Below are 21,041 nucleotides of genomic sequence, written 5' to 3'. Positions count from 1 at the left end.
GGGCATGTTCTTCTCTGCGACACCATGTACGACTTCACCCCGACCGAGGATCAGGAGCTCATCGTCAGCACGGCGCGGCAGTTCGCGGCGCGCACGCTGGCGCCGCGGGCGGCCGAGCTCGACGTCGCCGGCGGGTTCCCGCGCGACAGCCTGGCCGAGGCGGCGTCGCTGGGCCTCCTCGGCATCAACGTGCCGGAGCGGCTGGGCGGGGTCGAGGCCGGGGCGGTGGCCTACGCGCTGGCGGTGATCAAGCTGGCCAAGGCGTGCGCCGGCACGACGGTGGCGATGACCGTCAGCAACATGGTCGCCGAGGTCGTCACCAAGTTCGGCACGCCCGAGCAGCAGCAGGAGCACGTGCCGCGGCTGTGCTCCGGCGAGTACGTGGTCGGCGGCTTCGCCCTGTCCGAGGCCGGCGCCGGCAGCGACCCGGCCGGGATGCGCACGCGCGCCGTGGCGAACGGCCGCGGCGGCTATGTCCTGAGCGGGCAGAAGCTGTGGATCACGAGCGGTACCGACGCCGGCCTGTTCGTGGTGTGGGCGCGCACCAGCGACGCCCCGGGCTCGCAGGGCATCTCGGCGTTCGTGGTCCGCGGCGACGCGCCGGGCCTGGTCCGCGGCAAGCCGGAGCACAAGACCGGCCAGCACGCGAGCACCACCACGCCGCTCGAGTTCAACGACGTCGAGCTCGGCCCCGAGGCGCTGCTCGGCGAGGAGGGCAAGGGCTTCCGCGTGGCGATGATGGCGCTCGACGGCGGGCGGATCGGCATCGCCGGGCTGGCGCTCGGCTGCGGCCTGGCCGCCACCGACTTCGCCCGCGGCTACGCGCTCGAGCGCCAGCAGTTCGGCCACCCGATCGCCGACTACCAGGCGATCCAGTGGATGCTCGCCGACAGCGCCACCGAGCTCGAGGCGGCCCGGCTCCTCACTTTGCGGGCCGCCTGGCTCAAAGAGCAGGGTCGGCCGTTCACGCAGGAGGCGTCGATGGCCAAGCTGGCGGCCAGCGAGCGCGGCTGGGCGGCGTGCGACCGGGCCGTGCAGGTGCTCGGCGGCTTCGGCTACACCCGCGAGTTCCCGGTCGAGCGCTACCTCCGCGACGTCCGCGTGACTCGCATCTTCGAGGGCACCAGCGAGATCCAGCGCATCGTCATCAGCCGTGAGATCGCTCGCCGCTTCGCTCGCACCGCCGGCTAGCGCTGCTACGCTGAGGACGCAGCCAGAAGGCCGCCGCAACCCGCCGCCGTAACCCGCTGCTGCAAACCGCTGCTGCACCCCCGCACACGACCATGGCTCAAGTCCCGCCCCAGATGCCCTTCGACCTCAGCAAGCTCCCGCCCGACGCGATGAGCCTGATGAAGAAGGAGATGCAGCGGCGCTTCTCGCTGTTCCTCGTCGGCGCGGTGGTCACCATCGTCGGCCTGTTCCTCAACGGCCCGCCGCCGTACCTGCCCACGCTGGTGATGGTGGGCGGCGGCGCGGTGGCGATCCTCGGCCTGTTCGGCCTGGCTCGCGGGGCCGGCTGCTTCGCCATCGTGCTGTTCTTCTTCTGGCTCGGCGCGGTGGCCTGCGGCGTGTCCCGCGGGTCCGACCCGACGGTCTACATCCTCGGCCTCGGGGCCCTCGGGTTCGCGCTGCTGGCCCAGTTCGCGCCCAAGCCCAAGGCGACCGGGCCGCTGGCCAACCTGCAGGCGGCGATGCAGGCGATGCAGCAGGCCCAGCAGGCGGCGCAGCAGCAGGGCCGCGGCGGTCCGGGCGGGCCTCCGGCAGGCGGCGGCAGCGGGCTTCGGCAGCTTCCCGTTCGCGCAGGTGGGCGACGGCAAGCAGCGTCCGGCCCGCGACCGCGTCATCGACGTCAACGCCGAAGAGACCAAAGAAGAAGTGATGAAGACGGAAGCGACCGAGGCCACGGAGGCCGCGGCCGGCGAGCGCGTCGAGGTCCGCGGGATCGCCCACGGCGGCGAGGGCGTGGGCCGGGCCGTCGGCGACGGCGCCGACACGCGCACATGGCTGGTCGAAGGGGCATTGCCCGGAGAACATGTCCTCGCGGTCAGGTCGGAGGAGCGCCGGCGGATGATCCGCGGGCGGACCTTGCAGGTGCTGACCGCCAGCCCCGACCGCGTGAGCCCGCCGTGCCCGGTCGAGGGCGTGTGCGGCGGCTGCGGCCTGCAGCACGCGCGGGCGGCCGCGCAGGCCGAGCTCAAGCGCCAGATCGCCGAGGGCGCGCTGCGCCGGCTCGGGATCGCGGTGCCGCACGCGCTGGCCAGCCCGCGCGCGCTCGGCTACCGCCGGCGGGCCCGCCTGCACGTCGAGCGGGTCGGCGACGAGCTGCGGCTCGGGCTGCACCGCCGGCACTCGCACGAGGTGCTGGCGCTGGCGCACTGCCCGGTGTTCGACGCCCCGCTGAACCACGCGCTGGCGCGGCTGTCCGCGCTGGCCGGCGGCGCCGGAGGTTTCGCGCAGGTGCTGCGGCAGCTGCGGCGCGGCGAGGTCCACCTGCTGTCCGACGGGGCCGCGGTGGTGGTCGGGATCCCCGGGCTCGCGCCGCGCGAGGGCGACGCCGACGAGGCCGGCCTGCGGGCGGCGCTCGCGGAGGCGCTCGACAACGTGATCGTCGGCGTGGTCGCGCGCGGCGGCCGGCGCGAGCTGGTGGTCGGGCGCGGGCGCCTGGCCCTGGCCGATGCTGGCCCCGAGGACATGGCCATTCCGACAGGTCCCTTCGAGTTCGCGCAGGCCCAGGCGGCCCAGAACCGGGCCCTGGTCGAGCGCGTGGTGGCGCTGGCCGACGCGCGCGGCGGCCAGGTGCTCGAGCTGTTCGCCGGCGGCGGCAACTTCACCCGCGCTGGCCCGCGAGGCGGCCGAGGTGGTGGCGGTCGAGGAGGACCGCGGCTCGGCGTCGGCGCTGCTGCGCCTGGCCAAGAAGGCCCTGGCGAGCCGGCAGGCGAAGGTCGAGGTGCGCCGGCTCGACGCGACGCGGGCGCTGAACCGCTACGCCGCCGAGGGCCGCAGCTTCGATCGGGTGGTGCTCGACCCGCCGCGCTCCGGCCTCGGCCTGCACGGGGCGCGGGCGCTGGCGCGGGTGGCCAGCGGGCGCACCGTGTTCGTCGCCTGCGACCCGGCGACCCTGGCCCGCGACCTCGAGCCGATGCTCGAGGCGGGCCACCGCGCCGCCTCGGCCCTGGCGATCGACATGATGCCGATGACCCCGGAGGTCGAGGTGATCGTCGCGCTGGACGCCCCGCGGGAGCGGTCGTGAACGAGCTGTCCGCAGGGACAGGTGGCGACGAGCGATGGCCGCGTCGCTGCGGGCTGTCCGGAGGGACAGGTCATGAGCGAGCCTCGGCAGAGTGGGCTGTCCGAAGGTCAGGCCATGAGCGACGAGGTCCGCGCGCTCGAGCGGGCGATCGCCGCCGGCAAGCTCGACCCGGTGTACGTGCTCTACGGCGACGAACCGGCGGCGATCCGCGCCGTCGTCACGGCGCTGCGCAAGGTCGTGGTCCCGCCCGACGATCCCACCGCGCAGGCGATGGCGGCCTTCAACCACGAGCGCTTCGACGGCGTCGACCTCACCGGGGCGGGGCCGGTGCTGTCGGCCTGCGCGCAGATCCCGATGATGAGCAAGTGGCGGCTGGTCGAGCTCGCCAACCCCGACGACCTCGGCAAGGGGCCCGAGGCCGAGGCACCAACGCGGCGGCCATGGACGCGCTCGCGGCCTACATCAAGGCGCCGAGCCCGAGCACCGTGCTGGTGATCAGCGGCGGCGGCATCGACGGCCGCTCGAAGCTCGTGACCGCCTGCAAGACGGGCGGCTGGGCCCACAAGTTCGAGGCCTACAAGCGCGACGACGACGCCGTCGGCTTCGTGATCGGCGAGGCGCAGGCGCAGGGCCGCAAGATCTCCCGCGACGCCGCCGCGGCGCTGGTCGCCAGCGTCGGCACCGGGCGCAGCGAATTGCTGGGCGCGCTCGACCAGGCGCTGATGCACGCGGGCGACGCCCCGGTCGGGCTCGCCGACGTCGAGGCGATCGTCGCCCACACCCGCGAGGCGAAGATCTTCGACCTCACCGACGCCGTCGGCCGCGGCGAGGCCGACACCGCGCTCGCAGTGCTGGCGCGCATGTTCGCCGCGGGCGAGAAGGACGCGGGCGTGTCGATGCAGGTGCTGGCGATGCTGACCCGGCAGATCCGCCTGATCTTCACGGCCAAGGTCAACCCGGGCCGCGTGGCCGAGGCGACCGATGCCGCCGTTCCTCGTGCGCGGGCTCGAGGCGCAGGCGCGCGGGTTCAGCGAGCCGCGCCTGCGCTCGGCCTACGCGGCGCTGGTGCGCCTCGACCAGGACCTCAAGGGCGGCTCGCACGTCGCCTACGCGTCGCCGTACCTGGCCCTGCAGCGGTGGATCCTCGACACCTGCCGCGCGCTGCCGGGCGTCGACGCGCGCACGTGAGGGCGTCGACGAGTTGCCGGCCCGGTGAGCGGCCGGAGACCGCGCCGAGCCGGTGGAAGTCACTCCGGCATGGCGACGGCGATTCGGGGCCGTTTGAGTCACACCGGAATCGCAACGGCTGCCCGACGGGCCGCACAGATGCGCGGGACCGCGGGGGTCGACGAGCATCGCGGTCGCACGGCGGCGGGGCCGGTGGACCACGGAGCTCGACGGGTACGTCGCGCAGAACTGCGTGGACGAGGCGTCGAGGCGGTGGATGTCCGGCGTCGATTTGGAGTGATCCCCGGTCGGTCCTGGCCGTGGAGGCCACGGTCGAACTCGCTGCGACGGCCTGTCCCGAGGGACAGGAAACCGCTTGCCCGCGAGCGCCGCGCCCGGCGTGGTAGGGTCGCGCTCACAGGAGTGCAAGTGATGCGCGCATATTCGTTTCTCGCCGCGATCGTGGCGGTGTCCGGGATGGGCTGCGATTCAGAGCCCGCCGCCGAGGCCGAGCAGAAGGCCGCCGCTCCGGCGACCGCAGCGCCGGCCACGACTGCAGCGCCCCCGGCCGTCGTGGACGTGAAGCATGGCGAGGTCGACATCAAGGCGGGTCCCATCGGCGTGGCCGTCAAGCCGGGCGAGGTCAGCGTCAGCGGCACCGAGGTCGGCGACGTCAAGGTCTCGGCCGCGGGCGTGAAGGCGGGCGAGGTCGAGGTCGGCGCCGACGGGACGATCAAGCTGCCGGGCGGCGGGGTGATCGTGGCCCCGACCAACCTCGACGACGACGCCGAGCCCGCGGCGGCCGGCGGCAAGGACTGCGACGACGGCGCCTGCCGCCAGACTTGCAGCACGGGCAACTGCGAGTACACCTGCGGCGGCGGCAACTGCACGCAGGTCTGCGAGAAGGGCGCGACCTGCAAGTTCACCTGCAGCGGGGCCAGCACGCAGACCTGCAAGGCCGGCTCCGACTGCGACCTGACATGCTCGGGCGGCGCGTGCACCCGCGGCTGCGAGGGCGACGCGAAGTGCAAGAAGAGCTGCTCGGGCGGCGGCTGCAGCGGCGGCTGACGTCGCGTCGAGTTCGCCGGGCTCGCAGCAGGGCGCCGGCTGCGAGCGGCGGAGGCGACGGCAGTGGCGGCTGACGACGCGCTGTCTCCTCGCCTGCGCGCTCGCAGCAGGGCGCCGGGTGAGTGCGAAGCGAAGGCCGAGAAGAGCCGGTGGGCAGTGGCCGCAGCGGGGCCGCTCCTCGCCTGCATGCTCGCAGCAGGACGCCGGGTGAGTGCGCAGCGAAGGCCGAGAAGAGCCGGTGGGCAGCGGCCGCAGCGGGGCCGCGCCGAGCGGCCGCTCGAGCGCCGAGTCGGCACCGGTCCTCGCGGCCATGTCCCACCGGACATGCCTCAGCGGACATGCGCGAACGGGCAGGTCCTCGGGGACCTGCCCGCGCGGACAGCCGGGCTCAGATGCCCTTCGTGATCAGCCAGGAGTCGCCCTCGCGGATCAGCTCGAACTTGGCGTAGTCCTGCTTGGGGACCACGCGCGGGGGGAAGCGGGGCATGCCGTCGTCGCCGAGGATCGGCTTGAGGCGGAAGGTCGCGTCGATCCACACGTTCACGGTGGCGCGGTCGCGGCGCATGTAGACGTCGAGGTACTCGATGGTGAAGCGGACCGACTCGAGCTGGGCGATCCGGCGGCGGAGGATCGGGCCGAGCTCCTCGTAGACGATGTCGTCGCTGGGGTCGTCGGTGCCGGACTCGTCGTAGTAGGTCGGGTGCGCGGTGGCGAGGATGCCGGCCGGGTCCTGACGGACGAAGCTGGTCCGGAAGCGTTCGATGACCTGCAGGATCTCGCGGTTGTCGGGGGTGTCCGGGATCTCGGTCCCGGGGATGATCGCGGTGTTCTTGCAGCCGGCGACGGTGGGCACGGCGAGCACGGCAGCGAGTGCGAGAGCGAGGGAACGTCCGAGCATGGGTCGAGCGAGGCGCATTGTGCAAGCACGCGGCCACGGGCGCCAGTTCGTAAAACTCGCTTCTGCGAACAAGGACTTAGCGCACGCGTCGGGAGCGCGGCCGGGGGGCCTTCCGTGCCAATTGGCACAGGGCGCGAGAGGGGCGTGCCAGCGCGTCGCATGCGAGTGACGGGCCGTCCGCGCCGCGCGTCGGCGTGTCGCGGCGGGCGACGAGGTCGCTCGCGCGCGCGCGGCTATCATCGCAGGGTGACGGACGCCCGCTTCCACCCCCGCCTGCGGATCCACGCCCACGCCGACATCATCGGCTCCGAGGTCGTGCTGGCCCGCCCCCTCGACGACCTCAGCCTCGGCGGCTGCAAGTTCGTCGGCCCGGCGTGGGAGGAGGCGGGGCAGCAGGTCGCGCTGGTGCTGAGTTTCCCGACGCTCTCGGCCAGCCTGCCGCTCACCGGCATGGTCGTGCGCGGCGGCGAGGAGGACATGGCGATCCGCTTCGTCCACATCACCGACGAGCAGAAGGGCGCGCTGCGCAAGCACATCCTCGACAGCCAGGAGGCCGCCGGCGCCTGAGCCGGCCCTGTCCGCGAAGACATGTCCCATGAACCAGCCTCACGACGAGGTCTCGAACGTCACGGACGACGACGGCGAGCCGGCCGCCCGCGAACCCGCGCGGGGGCCCGGCCTCAGCCCCGAGCAGCGGGCGCGGGTCGAGGCGTTCGCGCCGCGGGTGCCCGGCATCGCGCGCAGCCTGCGGCGCGTCGTCGGGATCGCGCCCGACGAGTGTGAGAGCGCCGGCTACGAGGCGCTGGCGCGCGCGGCGCTGCGCTACGACCCGGCCTCGGGCGTGCCGTTCGCGGCGTTCGCGTTCTACCGGGTCCGCGGGGCGATGATCGACGCCGCCCGCAACGCCTTCCCCGACCACAAGCGGGCGCGGCGGATCCTCAACACCCTCGAGGTGACGCAGGAGCTGTCGGAGATCCGCCTGCGCCCCGGCGACGATCCGCGGCGGATCGGCGAGCGCTTCGGCGACGCGGCCGAGCTGGTCCGCGAGGTCACCGCGGCGGCGGTGCTGTCGCGCCTGTTCGCCAGCGACGACGACGACGCGTTCGGCCCCGAGGTCCGGCTGACGCTGCGCGCGCTGGTCGAGCGCTGCGACCCCGACGAGCGGGCGCTGATCGACGCGGTCTACGTGCGCGGCCTGACGCTCACCGAGGTCGCGGCCGACCTCGCCACCAGCGTCAGCACGATCTCCCGCCGACACCAGCGGCTGCTGCGACGACTGGCCGATCTGCTGGCGGCCGAGGCGCGACCGCCGGAGGCGGGGCCGTGAGCGGACGGTGTGGGGCAGACGGGCGAAGGACGGCGCGCCGCGATGCGATGACGCGCCTCCAGGCGCGGCTCGCCGTTCGCGGCGATACGGACGATCGGATGCTGGTCCCGAGCGTGGCCCGCCGCTGCCGGTCCGGGGCGCGCTCGCGGAGTGCAGCCCAGGTGCGTGGGGGAACGCGCTTCGCGGGGGCCGGGCCGTGAGCGCTGCGCGGAGGATCGCCGCCTGGCGGAAAAGACATGGTCTCCTGGGCATGTTCGGAAGGACAGGTTCACGGAGACATGTCGTCTGGAGCATGTCCTTGTGGGCAGCTCTGTCCGCCTGCGAGCCGGCGCGGGCGCCCGAGGTCCGCGGGGTCCGCGGCAAGCGCGAGCTGTTCGGCGATCCGGCGCTGGTGCCCACGCGCGCGGGCGAGCGCGCGCGAGAGGAGCTGGCGCTGGCGGACGCGGTGGTCGCGGCCCTGCGGGCGCTCGGGGCCGAGGGGCTGGCGGTCGAGGTGCGCCTGCCGCGGGTCGACGATCCGGGCGCGGTGGTGGTGAGCGGGCAGGGACCGCCGGACTGGGACGAGGCCGCTGCGGCGGCGCTGGTCGGCGAGCTCTGCGGGGCGTGGAGCGCCGGGCGGGTGCGGGTCGCCTGGCGTGGCGCGGCCCCGAGCCCGCCTGCGGGGCGCCCCGGCGATCTGCCGCTGCTGTTCGCGCTGGTCGGGCTCGGCGCGGCCGGCGGGGTGACGGTCGACCGAGTTCTGCGCCGGCGCGCTCGCTCGCCGCTGCGAGGCTGAGAGCGCCCGGGTACACTTGCCCGCGATGACCAGCGCGCCCCTCTACGTCGGGATCGATCTCGGGACCACGAACTCCACCGCGGCCGTGTTCGACGGCGAGAAGGTGACGCTGGTCCGCAACGCCCAGGGCTCGCCGATCACCCCGTCGGTGGTCCGCATCGACGCCCGCGGCAACGTGACCGTCGGCGCGAAGGCGCGGCGCTTCCTCGACACCGACGCCGACAACACCCGCAGCGAGTTCAAGCGGCTGATGGGCACGGCGCAGGGCATCCGCTTCGGGGCGGCGGGCCTCGAGCGCCGGCCCGAGGAGCTGGCGGCCGAGGTGCTGCGCTCGCTGCGGGCCGACGTGCGCGACCAGATCGGCGTGCTGCCGGCGCGCGCGGTGATCTCGGTGCCGGCGCTGTTCGAGCTGCCGCAGACCAGCGCGACCTCGGAGGCCGCGCGCCTGGCCGGGTTCGAACGGGTCGAGCTGCTGCAGGAGCCGATCGCGTCGGCGCTGGCGGCCGGCTGGACGGTCGAGGACCAGGGCGGCGCGTGGCTGGTCTACGACCTCGGCGGCGGCACCTTCGACGTGTCGCTGCTCGAGACGCGCGACGGCCTCCTGCGCGTGGTCGGTCACGACGGCGACAACTTCCTCGGCGGCCGCGACTTCGACTGGGCGATCGTCGACTGGGCGATCGCCCAGGCCGCGCGCGACGGCGTCGTCATCCGCCGCGGCGACCCGACCCACGCGGCCGCGGTGCGCAAGATCAAGCTCGCGGCCGAGGAGGCGAAGATCGAGCTGTCGCGGGCCGAGTCGGCCAGCATCACGGTGCCCGGGCTCGACGTCGGCGGCGCCAGCCACGACCTCGACGTCACGCTCGACCGCGAGACGCTGGAGCGCCTGTGCGCGCCGGCGATCGACCGCTCGATCGCGGTGTGCCGGCGCCTGCTGCAGGCCCACGGCGTGGCAGAGGGCGGGCTGACGCGGGTGGTGCTGGTCGGCGGGCCGTCGGTGATGCCGGTGGTGCGGCGCCTGGTCAGCCAGCAGCTGGCGGTGCCGCCGGCGGAGGGCCTCGACCCGATGACGCTGGTCGCCCAGGGCGCGGCGATCTTCGCCGCGACGGCCGGGCTCGAGGCGCGCCCCAGCGCGATCGAGCAGGTCCGCGGGGCCAAGGTGTGGCTGCAGTACCCGGCGATGTCGTCGGACCTGACGCCGCACGTGGTCGGTCGCCTGGTCGAACGGACAGGTCCGGTCAACTCGATGCCGACCGAGATCCAGCTCGCCCGCGCGGATGGCCTGTGGGACAGCCCGTGGACGCCGCTCGACGAGGAGGGCGCGTTCGTCCTGCCGGTCTCGCTGGTGCCGCGCAAGCCCAACGTGTTCCGCCTGACCGGCAAGAACATCCAGGGCAACGCGGTGACGATCGACCCGCCGACGCTGACGATCGTCCAGGGCCTCACCATCAGCGACCCGCCGCTGTCGCGCACGATCGGGGTGGCGCTGGCGAGCAACGACGTCCGCGTCTACTTCGAGCGCGGCGCGCCGCTGCCGGCCCGGCGCACCTTCACGCTGCACACCGTCGACAGCGTGGCGCGCGGGGCCGAGAAGGCGGTGATCAAGATCCCGATCGTGCAGGGCGAGTACGAGCAGGCCCACCTGTGCCGCCTGGTCGGCGCGCTCGAGATCGGCGGCAAGGAGCTCAAGCAGACGCTGGCGTCCGGGGCCGAGGTCGAGCTGACGATCGAGCTCGACCGCGGCGGGCGGATGTCGGCGCGCGCTGATCCCCGCGATCGGCCAGGTGTTCGAGCACGTGGCGCACCTGCTGGTGCCGGAGGCCGACCCCGAGGTGCTCGCGTCGACGGTGACCGCCACGCGGGCCCGGCTCGGCGAGCTGCGCACCGACGCGTTCCGCCGCCAGGCCCGCGACTCGATCGAGCGCCTCGGTCAGGTCGAGAGCGCGCTCGACGACGTCGGCCGCGACATCGACGCGGCCCGCGGCGGCGACACCGACGCGGCGCAGAAGGCCCGACGCACGCTGATCGAGGTCGACGCGCAGATCGAGGCGGTCGAGCTCGACCGCCGCTGGCCGGAGCTCGACCGCGAGGCCCGCGAGGCGCTGATCTGGACCACCGGGTGGGTCCAGGACTACGGCCAGCCGCACGAGCAGACGCTGTACCAGGAGACCGCCAAGGCGGTCGACAAGGCCCGCCAGGCCCGCGACCCGCTCGAGCTGCAGCGCCAGCGGCTGCTCCGCCGCCTCGGCTCGTCGGCCTACGGGCGCCACCCCGAGGCGTGGAAGCACCGCTTCGAGGACGCGGCCGCCGACGCCGGCAACGCGACCGACGTCGCCCGCGCCCAGGCGCTGGTCAAGGAGGGCCGCGAGGCCCTGGCCAAGGGCGACAACGAGGCGCTGCGGCGGGTGACGCAGAAGCTGTGGCAGCTGCTGCCGAGCGCGGCCGAGGACCGGCGCAAGGGCCACGAGTCGGGCGTGCGCTGAGCTGACCTTTCGCTCATGTCTTGAAGGACCTGTCGAGAGCACCATGTCGCAAAAGCCAGACGACTTTCAGGCGTTGGCCGACAACCCGTTCTACGTGCTCGGCCTGCGGCCCGACTGCGGCCGGCTCGACGTCGAGCGCGAGGGCCAGAAGCTGCTCGGGATGCTCGGCCTCAAGCTCAAGTCGGCCGCCACGTACATGAGCCCGCTCGGGCCGCGCCCGCGCACCGAGGACAAGGTGCGCGCCGCCATGGCGGTCCTGCGCGACCACGAGAAGCGGCTGGCGCACGAGTTCTGGGCCAGCCTGCCGGCGCCCGCGGCCCCGCCGAAGCCGCCGCCGGCGCCCGAGACGAAGGGCCCCGGGCCGGCCCCGTTCGCCGAGGCGTTCGCCGCGCTCGGCTGGAGGCGGTCATGACGGAGCGCGTCACGAATGGGGGGAGCGCGCGGCGCGAGGCCGTGATGTTCGGGTGGCCGCGCGCGCGCGTGGGCGAGGGGCGTCGCGTCGCGTCGGGTCGCCGCGTCAGCCCTCGCCGGCGAGGGGCGCGTCGTCCCGGGCCGTGGCCGGTGTTCGCCCTGCTCGCGCTGGGGATCGTCGTCGGCGGCCCCGACTTCGTGGCCCAGTCGTACGCGATCGGCAGCGTGCTCGGCGGCCTCATCCTCCTCATCGCGCTCGGCAACTGGGTGATGGCGCTGCTCGACCTGGTCGGCGGGGTGATGTGGCCGGTCCTGCGGCACACCGTGATCGCGGCCGGACTCGTGCGCACCAGCTACTGGCTGGCGCTGCTGGCCCGCCCCGGCTGGGAGCGCGAGCGCGAGGGCGGGCAGGTCGTCGCGGCCGCGCTGGCGCTGCTGCACCGCTCGCACGACGTCGCGCTGGCGAGCTGGCTCGAGGGCAAGATCCAGGCGCGGGCCAAGTCCGGGCTCGGCGGCATCGTCGCGACCGGGCTGCTCGCGGCCAGCCGCGGCGACCGCGACGGGGCGCGCGACATCCTCCTCGGCGTCGACGGCTTCGACCCCGACTTCGCGCCGAAGGCTGCGCGGCGGGCCGCCAACGACTGGCTGGTGGCCGACGCCGCCGCGCGCGGCGACTGGATCACGGTCATGCGCCGCGGCGTGCAGCCGGGCCAGGCCACCGCGTACACCCGCTTCCTCGCCCGCGCGGCCGCGCGGATCCGCGGCGAGGCGCTGGCTGGCGAGCCCAACCCGACCGACTTCGGCCTGTGGGTCTCGTGGCTGCTCGCACCTGGCCGAAAGGCCATGCGACCGCTGCTCGACCAGGCCCGCGCGGCGCCGCGGGTGCTGCATCAGCGCAAGCCGCCGCCCCCCGCGCCGGCGCCGGCGACCGTGCCCTTGATCGATCCGTCGATCCACGCCGACGACCCGGTGGCCCACGCCCAGGCGCTGCACGCCACCTGGCTGGCGCTGCGGCCGAGGACCGCGGGGCAGCCGGCGACGGAGCTCGAGCAGCGGCTGTCGGCCACGCGCATGCAGGAGCTCTGTCGCGCGTGGGAGGCCGCGTGGGCGCCCGCGGAGCGGCGCATGCGTCAGCGGGCCGCGGCGCTGACCGCCCAGACGCGCGCCGAGGAGGCGCTGGCGGCGATCCGCCGCGTCGTCGCGCGCGAGCTGGCCGAGCTGGCGCGCGCGGCGAAGCTGCCGCTCGACAGCTTCGAGGTCGAGGTGCCCACGGCCGCGCTGGCGGCGGAGGAGCTGCGGGCCGAGCTGCTCGGCGGGGTCGAGACCGGCTCGGAGGAGCTGCGCGCGCGCACGGCCGCCGACCGCCGCCTGCCGCCGGCCGAGGAGTCGCGCGCGTGGAACCAGTTCCGCCGCCGCTACGAGGAGGCGGTCCTGCTCGGCGGGATGGCGCTGCGCTACCTGATGTTCCCGCAGGTCCACCGCGACGTGTGCGGCTACGCGGTGTGGCTGTGGAACGACCGCAAGGAGTACGGCCTGTCGGGGCCGATGTTCCAGTGGCTGCTGGCCGAGGCCGAGGCGGTCGGCGACCTCGAGGCGATCGAGCTCCAGCGCAAGAACGTCGGCGCGAAGCGGTGAGCCCGCCCGGCGGCTGTCTCTCGGGACAGCCGACCGGCCGAGGCGGTCGGCGACCTCGAGGCGATCGCGCTCCCCCGACGACGTGGCTGTCTCGGGGGCAGCCGCTCAGCCGAGGCGGAGCGGGCTCGGGCGCCCGGCTGCGGGCGCCGACGCCGGGGCTGTCTTTCGAGTCAGCCGGGGCTCGCAGGAGCCGGGCGCTCGCCGCCGGCCGAGCAGGCGCGGCGGTTCGAGGACGCGACGCGCTCCAGGACATGCCCCTCGATTCATGCTCGATCGGACATGCCCCCAAAAGCATGCCCGATCGGGCATGTCCGAACGCGCGGCCCTACACGTACTCGATCTCGATCGCCAGCCCCGGTCCGGACGGCAGGTGGGTAGTCCGGCGCTCGTGCGGGGTCATCGAGTGCCAGCGGGCGAAGCCGTGGCAGAGGGTCTGGACCGCGCGGAGCCAGCGGGTCACCGCCTCGACGCGCGGGAACTCGGCGCGCAACAATTGAGACGCGCCGGTGAGGCCGCACAGGCTCTCGTCGTGCAGCGCCTCGACCTCGGCGGCGGCCGCGGCAGGGCTCAGGCCCTCGTTGTGGAGCATGCAGCCGAGCAGGTTGGGGCGGTGCGAGGCGAGGTCTTCGGCCACGCCGACGAGGTCGTCCTGGACGGCGACCAGGCGGGCGGCGTAGCGGCGGACCGCGGCGTGGGCCGGGTGGCTGCGCACGGCCAGCGGCAGCGGACAGTCGCCCACGTACTCGAGGAAGTCGATCGCCGGGGCCACGCCGACGCTGGCGACCCGGATCGGCAGCAGGTCCTGGCGCGCGGGGTAGGGCGCGTCGGCCTCGATCTTGGCGCGCCAGTGCGCCTCGCAGCGGTTGGCGTCGAGCCAGTCGGCGAAGTCTTCGGCCAGGCGGCCGCACCAGGCCGGGCCCATCGCCGCGCGGCAGCGCGGGCCACGTCCCACCACGCGCGCAGGGCCGGCGGGATGTTGTCCGGCAGGCCGTCGCTGCCGCGCACGGCGGCCAGCAGCTCGGCCTCGGGGAAGCTGCCCTCCTCGCCGAGCAGCGCCCAGAAGGTCAGAAATCGCAGGGCCGTGGCGGCGCGCTGCGGGTCGACTGCGATCGTGGGCCAGCCGCCGAGGCGGGCCACTGCCAGCCCGCGAAAACCGACGCCCCCGAGCAGGCGCGGGCTCGGGCTCAGGACCTCTTGCAGGCCGAGGTCCCCAGGTGAGAACCAGGGCAGCGGATAACGCAGCGTCACCTCGATCGCCAGCTCGGCCGTCATCCGTGATCGATCGTCGCGTGGGAACTTCATGCGAGGAGGAGGGGAGGAGAGGTCCGCCCCGGGCGTCGGACCGGCGGTCTACGGCCCGACGCCCGAGACCGGTGACTCCGGGCCCGGAGCACCGGCGACTTGTCTACGGTTGGTCGATGGCCAGGAGGAGGTCGATCCCGTGTACGAGTCTGGGTCTCGACACGAGTCATCCTCCCGGTCGTCCAGTGAGCGGCGCCACTGGGTCGAACGGATCACGACGATCGTGCGCCCGTGACACGCAGGCGTGCACGAACAAATGTCGCTCGGAGACCCCGATTTCAGGTGCAGAGGGGCGTGCGTCCATTTTGACTCGAAGGGATCGCGAAGCAAGTCAGGCCGTCGCGCGCCGTGTTGCAGATCAGGTCCGCGACCGCCGTGCAGCGGATCGCAGCGCCGGCGCCGTCGCCGATGAGCAGGGCGCGCTGCCGACGGGTGCGAATTGGATCGCGTCGCGGCGGACGGCTGTCCTCTCGAGCAAGCGTAAAGACTGCGCCGCCGAGATCAGGGGCGCGACGTCGGGGACCCCGAGGACGTCACGGAGGTGTCGGCGCTCGCGGAGGGTACGTGGATCACCCGCTGCGGCAGCGGGATCACCAGGCCCTCGTGGCGCAGGCGGATCAGCAGGCGCTTCAGCATCGCCGTGGTCAGCGGGTTGCGGTCGACGAAGTTCTGGATCTGCACGAACACGCGGACCTCGAGCGACCACTCGCCGACCCGCATGCGAATGGCGGGCGGCGTCTCGCGGACCCCGGGCAAGGCCTCGCGGGCCCGCCGGACCTCGTCGACCAGGATCGCCTCGAGCGCCTCGGGGTCGACGTCGAGCCCGACGCGGATCGGGACCTCGATCCACATGGTCGGGTCGGGCCGGCTGAAGTTCGTCATGATCGCCTCGCCGAGGCGCTTGTTCGGGATGTAGATCAGGAGGTCGTCGAGCGTGCGCAGGGTGGTGGTGCGCCAGCCGATGTCGGTGACGAAGCCCTCGAGCTTGGTGTCGACGCTGACGAAGTCACCCACGCGGATCTGTCGCGACGCGCTGAGGTTGACGCCGGCGAACACGTTGGCCAGCGTGTCCTGGAAGGCCAGCGCGACCGCGAGGCCGCCGACGCCGAGGGCGGTCAGGGCCGGGAATACCGACACCCCGAACAGGCCGAGGATCGCGCCGACCCCGAGCAGCAGCAGCAGCCCGTTGATGATGTACTTGATGAGGGTCGTGCCGCCGCCGGCCGGCGATTGATTGCGGCCGACGATCTCCGACACGATCCGCATCAGCGTCAGCGTCACCGACAGCGCCAGCACCGCCGAGGCGATCTTGTCAGCGACGGCGATCGATCGCGCCTTCCACGGCAGGTCGGGCACCGCCGCGACCACGCCGGCGAGCATCGCCCAGAGCAGGGCCCGGTCGCGCAGGCGCGCGGCGATGATGTCGTCGATCACCCACTCGTTCCTGGCGCTGGCGCGGACCATCAGCGGGAACAGCACGAACCGCAGCAGGAGCCCGAGCAGCAGCGCGAACACCAGCTCGGCGGCGACGTCGGCGTAGCCGCGCGCGGCCTTGGGCAAGATCTCGAGCGCCAACCATTGCAGCTGCGGCAACGGAAAGACGGCGTCGTCCATCGGGGCTGACAAGAATTCGATCACGGCGAAACGAGCGCGGCCCACAGGGCCTCGATGTGCTCGCGGAGGAACATATACTCGAAGGCCGCGAGCGCCAGGAAGGGCCCGAACGGGACGCGCGCTCCCATCACGCCGGCGTCCGGATCTTCCTCACCGAGTTCGGGGTCCTCGCCGTGCACCTCTTCGAGCGCGGTGTTGGCGACGCGGCGGCCGAGGAGGAGCATCGGCACCGCGACGAGCAGGCCCTGGATCGCGCCGGCCGCGAGGGTCCACATCAGGCCGCGCGCGCCGGTGAAGGCGCCGATCATGCACAGCAGCTTGCCGTCGCCCAGGCCGAGCGCCTCGATGCCGCGGTAGCGCAGGTAGACCCAGCGCAGGCCCGCGATCAGTAAGTAGCCGCAGGCGGCCGCGAGCGCCGCCTCGATCACGCCGACGCCGAGAGTGGCCGGGCTGACCGCCGCGACGACCAGGCCGAGGCCGGCGATCGGCAACACCACCTCGTCGGGGATGAGCCAGAGGTCGAGGTCGGTGTACGTGGCGATGAGCAGGCCGAGGCCGAAGCAGAACCACAAGAGCCACTCGAGCAGGCCGGGCGGCCCGCCCTGGACCATCGGCCGCAGCACGTATTGCAGGTAGAGCGTGAAGCTCAGCACGCCGCCGAGCAGCTCGACGACGAGGTAGCGCAGGGCGAACGGCTCGCCGCAGCGGCGGCAGCGGCCGCGCAGCAGCAGGTACGAGAGGACCGGGATGTTGTCGTACCAGGCGATCGGCGTCTCGCACGCGGGGCAGGCCGAGCCCGGACGGACGACCGACAGCCCGCGCGGCAGGCGCCAGATCGCCACGTTGGCGAAGCTGCCCCACAGCGTGCCGAAGAAGAAGGCCATCCACGGGGCCCAGGGGGCCATCAGGGCCTTCACCAGGACCGGATTGGTCTCGACCAATTCGAGGGCTTCGGGGCCCTGGAGCGTCAGCAGCGGCTCGAGCATCGGGTCGCCGAGATCCTACGCGATCCGGCGCGCGCTTGTTCCTGTTATCCTCCGCGCGTGCCAGCGCCCTCGATCCGGCCGGTCTGCGGCCTCGCCCTCGCGCTCGTGCTCGCGGGCGGACCCGCCTGCGGCGGCGACGACGACGCCAACGTGCCGGTCGCCGAGGCCGCCAGCCTGCCGCCGCGCCCCGGGGCCGCGCGCCAGAGCCAGGAAGAGGTGGCGCGCGCCGGCGTCGACGCCCTGCTGGCGTCCCCCAGCCCCGCGACCCTGCTGGCGGTGCTCGGCCAGAGCCACCTCGTCGCCCGCGCGCTGCTCGGCCGCCACACCCTCAAGTACACCGCCGAGTTCAGCCTCGCGCCGGTCGAGCCGGTGCGGCCGGCGGTCGACACGCCGGTGCTCTTGACGCAGAAGGTCGTCGACGAGCTCGAGCTGCAGTGGGCCGCCGGTCCCGAAGAACCTGTCCGTTTCTACCTGTCCCAACATACCGATCAGCACCGCGGCCGCGAGGTCATGGTGCTCGACGAGAAGGCCTACACCCGGCTGCTGCACCGCGGCTGGCACGTGCGCCCGCTCGACGCCGACCTCCACCAGCGCTGGCTCGACGAGGCTCAGCGCAGCGTCCACGACGTGGTCGAGCTGGCCGCGCCGGCGCTGGCCGTGGCCGCGGCGGAGGAGGGCGACACGGTGCGCGTGACGCTGTCGCTGGCCGAGCCGGGCGCGCGCGTGCCGGTGCCGCAGGCCGCCGCGCCGGGACGGGAGTGGCGCGAGAAGGCCGAGATCACGGCCATCGAGGGCACGCTGACCCTGGAGCGCGCCACGGGCCTGTGGCAGACCGCGGAGGTCCGGGTCGGCTACGGCGTCCGCGACGAGCAAGAGCGATCGCTGGTCGGCGAGACCCACCTCACCGGTACTGCGGCGCGGACCCCCGAGCTCCAGATCCAGGCGCCGGAGCACGTGCTGCCGCTGCCCGAGCGGGTCCGCTACGAGAGCGAGCGGCGGCGCCTGCTGGACGGCCTCGCGGGCACCTGAGGCGATCGCGGCGTCGCTGTCGGCGGTGAGGCAGCGACGCCGGCGATCGTGGCCTCCGCTCACGAAGGTCGTGTCGGGTGGTGGCGAGGTCGGCCCGGCGAGCGAAGGCTCCGGCGTCGAACACGGCGAGGCGTCGGGCGAGGGAGCGAGCGAACTCAGGGGGTCCTGCAGGCGCGTGAGCGGGCGCCCCCTCCCGCGCGCCGGCGCGGCGAACGGGCGCCTCGGCGTGAGCTGACGCGCCGGGGCGGGGGCCGGGACCCTTTGCGGCGCCGCTCGCCCGCGCTAAAAGGCCACGCGTGACGAAGCCTGCCCTTACGCGCGCGGCCCTGCCGCCCGCCCTCCAGCGTGCCCTCGACCTCGCGGTCGACGCCAAGGCCGCTGCGCCCGTCGTCCTCCAGCTCACCGACGTGGCCGGTTACACCGACTGGGCCCTGGTCGTGTCGGGCCGCTCCGATCGCCACGTCGGCGGCATCACCGAGGCGATCATGGCGGGTCTGAAGGACATGCAGACCACGCCGATCGGCACCGACGGCCTCGGGGAGCACCTGTGGGACCTCCTCGATTACGACGACTTCCTGGTCCACGTGTTCTACCACCCGGTGCGCAAGCACTACGACCTCGAGTCGATGTGGCGCGACGCCCCGCGCGCGGAGCTCGGGCTGCCCGCCGAGGTCATGGACACCTCGACGCTCGAGGGCCTGACCCCGCCGGTCGACATGCCTCCGTTCCGCGGCGGCAGCTTCGGCGCGTTCCCGGGCGAGCTCGAGAACGAGGAGGAGCTCGCGGGGGCGCCGGGTGAGCTGCCCGAGGGCGAGGACGAGAGCGAGGACCTCGACGAGGGCGAGGAGGGCGACGTCGCCGAGTACGACGAGCCCGACGACTTCGCCGACGACGAAGAGGGCGACTACGCCTACGGCGACGAGGACGGCGAGGACGAAGAGGACCTCGCGGCCGACGACGGCGCCGAGGAAGCGGCCCCGGCCGAGGCGCCGCCGCCGTCGCGACGCAAGTGAGCGTGCGCCCGTGAAGGTCAGCGTCGTCGCCGCCGGCAAGCTCAAGGACACCGCGCTCGTCGCGTTGTGCGCCGACTATTTGCGGCGCGTGCAGCCGTTCGTCACCGTCGAGATGCTCGAGGTGCGCGACCTGGCGGCGATCCGCGCCCACTGGACCCGCTACGAGGGCGCCCGCGTGCTCCTCGACGAGCGCGGCGAGCAGATCGCCACCCGCGAGCTGGCGCAGTGGATCGACCGCTGGCGCCGCGACGCCCGCGACGTCGCGCTCTACATCGGCGACGCCGACGGCTTCACGGTCACCGACCGCACCCAGGCCGATCGCCTGCTGGCCGTGTCCCACCTGACCCTGCCGCACCGCCTGGTCCGCCTGATCCTGCTCGAGCAGCTCTACCGCGCCGGCAGCCTGCTCGCCGGGCATCCATACCACCACGGGTGAGGCTGTCCGGACGGGCATGCTCGTTGGAGCATGTTCGAACGGACATGTTCATTCGGGCCTGTCTGTTCGGGCATGTCTGTTTGTTCATATGGGAGCGGGCGGGGGCGAGGTTCATCTCGAAGACTCGCCGCCTGAGATCCATTCACGCCGTGGCGGGCGGGTTACTGCCTCCGGGAGGACCAGCCTCCGCCGCTGCGCGTCCGAGCGGAGAGGTTCGAACGAGCATGCCGGTGCTGGCCGTGCGTGGCCGCTGCTCCCGCCGCCGGCGGCCTCGCCATCCGTCGCCCTGCCGCTCCCGCCTCTCTTGCCCCTCGTCCGCGCGCGCGCGGACGACTCCGCCGCCCCGTCAGGAGCCGTCGCGGCTGGGTTATCCTCGGCCTCGTGGACGGGCTTCCGCGCGAACACGCCGACCTGCTCGCCCTCGTCGCCCGGCACGCGACGGGCGAGGGCCGGATCGACTCGTCATACCCGGGCGTGTGGTTCTGGCGCGCCGACCGGCCGGTGGCGAAGCGCAAGTCGCAGGCGTTGACCCTGTCGCTGGTCACGGTGGTGCAGGGGCGCAAGGAGGCGAGCTTCGGCGAGCACGCGCTGACCTACGACCCGGGCCGCTACCTCGTGCTGACCGGCGAGACCGAGTTCGACAGCAGCGTGCTCGAGGCCAGTCCGGAGCGGCCCTACCTCTCGGTGTGCGTCGCCATGCCGCCGGAGGTGGTCGCGCGCACTTTGATCGCGCTGGCCGACAGCGACCTGGGCCCGGTCGACGAGCCGGTGCCCGCGTTCGTCTCGCGCCTCGACCCGTCGGTCCTCGGCGCGCTGTGCCGGCTGCTCGCGGCGCTGGACGAACCGGCCGAGCGGGCCGTGCTGGCGCCGCTGATCGTCGAGGAGATCGTGTTCCGCCTGCTGCGCTCGGAGGCGGCCGCGGTGCTGCGCCGCGCGGTCCGCCGCGGCGACGAGACGCGGATCCAGGAGTCGATGGCGTTCATCCGCGCCCACGCGACGGATCGCCTGACGGTCGAGGGCCTGGCCCGCCGCGCCGCGATGAGCCCGTCGCACTTCGCCCACCGCTTCCGCGCGGTCGCCCGCGTCAGCCCGATGCGCTACGTCAAGCACGTCCGCCTGCACGAGGCCCGCACGCTGCTGCTCCGCGGCGCGCGAGCCAGCGAGGTCGCGGGTCAGGTCGGCTACGCCAGCGCGTCGCACTTCACCCGCGATTTCAAGAGCTACTTCGGCGTCCCGCCGGCCGAGTACGCGCGCCGCCTGCACGCCGCGGGGGACCGGCCCGTCGAGGCGCAGCAGACCGCCTGAGGCCGACCGCGACGGCCTCGCAGGAGCGGGCAAGCGAAGCGCGGCGGCCCGCCGGGGCGAGAGCGGAAGAGCAGCGCGGCGGCCCTGCGAGGCCGACCGCGACGGCCTCGCAGGAGCGGGCAAGCGAAGCGCAGCGGCCCGCCGGGGCGAGAGCGGCAGAGCAGCGCGGCGGCCCGCCGAGGCCGATAGCGACGGTCTCGCAGGATCGGGCAAGCGAAGCGCGGGGGCCCGCCGGGGCAAGAGCGGCAGAGCAGCGCAGCGGCCCGCCGAGGCTGACAGCGACGGTCTCGCAGGATCGGGCAAGAGAAGCGCAGCGGCCGGCGTGGCGGCCGGCGGGGCCCTCGC

Annotated in this window: 20 protein-coding genes and 1 pseudogene; 16 read left to right on the top strand and 5 right to left on the bottom strand. The window is 73.9% G+C overall.

Annotation, left to right across the window (positions count from 1 at the left end):
• Positions 1-24: 24 nt before the first annotated feature.
• Positions 25-1,191: an acyl-CoA dehydrogenase family protein gene (locus OV079_RS17375; protein WP_267778565.1), complete on the top strand. Its 1,167-nt coding sequence runs from the start codon at positions 25-27 to the stop codon at positions 1,189-1,191.
• Positions 1,192-1,196: 5 nt separating this feature from the next.
• Here the strand turns inward: OV079_RS17375 and OV079_RS17370 are convergent, their stop codons facing one another.
• Positions 1,197-1,904 (bottom strand): hypothetical protein, encoded by a 708-nt coding sequence (locus OV079_RS17370; protein ID WP_267769901.1) that lies wholly within the window; start codon positions 1,902-1,904, stop codon positions 1,197-1,199.
• Between the two features lie 770 nt (positions 1,905-2,674).
• Here OV079_RS17370 and OV079_RS17365 point away from each other — a divergent pair.
• From OV079_RS17365 to OV079_RS17345, 5 genes and pseudogenes are all read left to right on the top strand, one after another.
• Positions 2,675-3,250 (top strand): RsmD family RNA methyltransferase, encoded by a 576-nt coding sequence (locus OV079_RS17365; RefSeq protein WP_267769900.1) that lies wholly within the window; start codon positions 2,675-2,677, stop codon positions 3,248-3,250.
• Positions 3,251-3,322: 72 nt separating this feature from the next.
• Complete coding sequence (locus tag OV079_RS17360) at positions 3,323-3,745, top strand: DNA polymerase III subunit delta (protein WP_267769898.1); 423 nt, start codon at positions 3,323-3,325, stop codon at positions 3,743-3,745.
• Positions 3,691-4,146 (top strand): annotated as a pseudogene (gene holA / locus OV079_RS58060) (DNA polymerase III subunit delta); the annotation flags it as partial. The gene OV079_RS17360 and the pseudogene holA, both read left to right, overlap by 55 nt.
• Positions 4,147-4,231: 85 nt before the next feature.
• Positions 4,232-4,438: a hypothetical protein gene (locus tag OV079_RS17350; RefSeq protein WP_267769896.1), complete on the top strand. Its 207-nt coding sequence runs from the start codon at positions 4,232-4,234 to the stop codon at positions 4,436-4,438.
• A 411-nt stretch (positions 4,439-4,849) separates the two neighbouring features.
• Entirely contained in the window at positions 4,850-5,485 is a 636-nt protein-coding gene (locus OV079_RS17345) for a hypothetical protein (protein WP_267769894.1), read from the top strand.
• Positions 5,486-5,873: 388 nt separating this feature from the next.
• Here the strand turns inward: OV079_RS17345 and OV079_RS17340 are convergent, their stop codons facing one another.
• A complete protein-coding gene (locus OV079_RS17340) occupies positions 5,874-6,338 on the bottom strand; it encodes a hypothetical protein (protein ID WP_267769892.1) in 465 nt (154 codons plus the stop codon).
• A gap of 291 nt (positions 6,339-6,629) precedes the next feature.
• Here OV079_RS17340 and OV079_RS17335 point away from each other — a divergent pair, with 291 nt between their 5' ends.
• The 6 genes from OV079_RS17335 (at position 6,630) to OV079_RS17310 (ending at position 13,011) form a co-directional block, all read left to right on the top strand.
• Entirely contained in the window at positions 6,630-6,950 is a 321-nt protein-coding gene (locus OV079_RS17335; protein ID WP_267769891.1) for a PilZ domain-containing protein, read from the top strand.
• A 28-nt stretch (positions 6,951-6,978) separates the two neighbouring features.
• On the top strand, positions 6,979-7,710 hold the full coding sequence (locus OV079_RS17330; protein WP_267769890.1) for a sigma-70 family RNA polymerase sigma factor: 732 nt from the start codon (positions 6,979-6,981) through the stop codon (positions 7,708-7,710).
• 292 nt (positions 7,711-8,002) lie between these two features.
• Positions 8,003-8,485 (top strand): hypothetical protein, encoded by a 483-nt coding sequence (locus OV079_RS17325; protein WP_267769889.1) that lies wholly within the window; start codon positions 8,003-8,005, stop codon positions 8,483-8,485.
• A gap of 25 nt (positions 8,486-8,510) precedes the next feature.
• Entirely contained in the window at positions 8,511-10,970 is a 2,460-nt protein-coding gene (locus OV079_RS17320; protein WP_267769888.1) for an Hsp70 family protein, read from the top strand.
• Positions 10,971-11,008: 38 nt separating this feature from the next.
• Complete coding sequence (locus OV079_RS17315; RefSeq protein WP_267769887.1) at positions 11,009-11,377, top strand: hypothetical protein; 369 nt, start codon at positions 11,009-11,011, stop codon at positions 11,375-11,377.
• Between the two features lie 149 nt (positions 11,378-11,526).
• Entirely contained in the window at positions 11,527-13,011 is a 1,485-nt protein-coding gene (locus OV079_RS17310) for a hypothetical protein (RefSeq protein ID WP_267769886.1), read from the top strand.
• Between the two features lie 325 nt (positions 13,012-13,336).
• Here the strand turns inward: OV079_RS17310 and OV079_RS17305 are convergent, their stop codons facing one another.
• From OV079_RS17305 to OV079_RS17295, 3 genes are all read right to left on the bottom strand, one after another.
• A complete protein-coding gene (locus tag OV079_RS17305; protein ID WP_267769884.1) occupies positions 13,337-13,966 on the bottom strand; it encodes a terpene synthase family protein in 630 nt (209 codons plus the stop codon).
• An 848-nt stretch (positions 13,967-14,814) separates the two neighbouring features.
• Positions 14,815-15,951 (bottom strand): mechanosensitive ion channel family protein, encoded by a 1,137-nt coding sequence (locus tag OV079_RS17300; RefSeq protein ID WP_267769883.1) that lies wholly within the window; start codon positions 15,949-15,951, stop codon positions 14,815-14,817.
• The gene (locus tag OV079_RS17295) at positions 15,948-16,913 is read right to left on the bottom strand and encodes a prepilin peptidase (RefSeq protein ID WP_267769882.1); all 966 of its coding nucleotides are present in this window, start codon (positions 16,911-16,913) and stop codon (positions 15,948-15,950) included. Before OV079_RS17295 ends, OV079_RS17300 begins: the two co-directional genes overlap by 4 nt.
• Positions 16,914-16,970: 57 nt before the next feature.
• On the opposite strand from OV079_RS17295, the gene OV079_RS17290 reads away from it, so the two are divergent.
• The 4 genes from OV079_RS17290 to OV079_RS17275 all read left to right on the top strand — a co-directional run bounded on the left by OV079_RS17290 (position 16,971) and on the right by OV079_RS17275 (position 20,696).
• A complete protein-coding gene (locus OV079_RS17290; RefSeq protein ID WP_267769881.1) occupies positions 16,971-17,942 on the top strand; it encodes a hypothetical protein in 972 nt (323 codons plus the stop codon).
• Between the two features lie 296 nt (positions 17,943-18,238).
• Positions 18,239-18,955, top strand: coding sequence for a ribosome silencing factor (gene rsfS, locus OV079_RS17285; protein ID WP_267769880.1), 717 nt, complete (start codon positions 18,239-18,241; stop codon positions 18,953-18,955).
• Between the two features lie 10 nt (positions 18,956-18,965).
• Positions 18,966-19,391, top strand: coding sequence for a 23S rRNA (pseudouridine(1915)-N(3))-methyltransferase RlmH (locus OV079_RS17280; RefSeq protein ID WP_267708466.1), 426 nt, complete (start codon positions 18,966-18,968; stop codon positions 19,389-19,391).
• 381 nt (positions 19,392-19,772) lie between these two features.
• Complete coding sequence (locus OV079_RS17275; protein WP_267769879.1) at positions 19,773-20,696, top strand: AraC family transcriptional regulator; 924 nt, start codon at positions 19,773-19,775, stop codon at positions 20,694-20,696.
• The last annotated feature ends 345 nt before the right edge of the window (positions 20,697-21,041 follow it).

Origin of the sequence: Nannocystis pusilla, assembly GCF_026626665.1 — a bacterium.
In the GTDB taxonomy this organism is placed as follows: domain Bacteria; phylum Myxococcota_A; class Polyangia; order Nannocystales; family Nannocystaceae; genus Nannocystis; species Nannocystis pusilla.
The sequence above is the reverse complement of the archived record's forward strand: the minus strand, read 5'-3'. Positions and strand labels throughout refer to the sequence as shown.

What these genes read in the sequence shown, in the direction of transcription:
- OV079_RS17365 (WP_267769900.1), top strand. Translation starts at nt 2,675, where the DNA reads ATGCTGGCCCCGAGGACATGGCCATTCCGACAGGTCCCTTCGAGTTCG.
- OV079_RS17320 (WP_267769888.1), top strand. Translation starts at nt 8,511, where the DNA reads ATGACCAGCGCGCCCCTCTACGTCGGGATCGATCTCGGGACCACGAAC.
- OV079_RS17360 (WP_267769898.1), top strand. Translation starts at nt 3,323, where the DNA reads ATGAGCGAGCCTCGGCAGAGTGGGCTGTCCGAAGGTCAGGCCATGAGC.
- OV079_RS17295 (WP_267769882.1), bottom strand. Translation starts at nt 16,913, where the DNA reads ATGCTCGAGCCGCTGCTGACGCTCCAGGGCCCCGAAGCCCTCGAATTG.
- OV079_RS17345 (WP_267769894.1), top strand. Translation starts at nt 4,850, where the DNA reads ATGCGCGCATATTCGTTTCTCGCCGCGATCGTGGCGGTGTCCGGGATG.
- OV079_RS17315 (WP_267769887.1), top strand. Translation starts at nt 11,009, where the DNA reads ATGTCGCAAAAGCCAGACGACTTTCAGGCGTTGGCCGACAACCCGTTC.
- OV079_RS17330 (WP_267769890.1), top strand. Translation starts at nt 6,979, where the DNA reads ATGAACCAGCCTCACGACGAGGTCTCGAACGTCACGGACGACGACGGC.
- OV079_RS17375 (WP_267778565.1), top strand. Translation starts at nt 25, where the DNA reads ATGTACGACTTCACCCCGACCGAGGATCAGGAGCTCATCGTCAGCACG.
- OV079_RS17325 (WP_267769889.1), top strand. Translation starts at nt 8,003, where the DNA reads ATGTCCTTGTGGGCAGCTCTGTCCGCCTGCGAGCCGGCGCGGGCGCCC.
- OV079_RS17350 (WP_267769896.1), top strand. Translation starts at nt 4,232, where the DNA reads ATGCCGCCGTTCCTCGTGCGCGGGCTCGAGGCGCAGGCGCGCGGGTTC.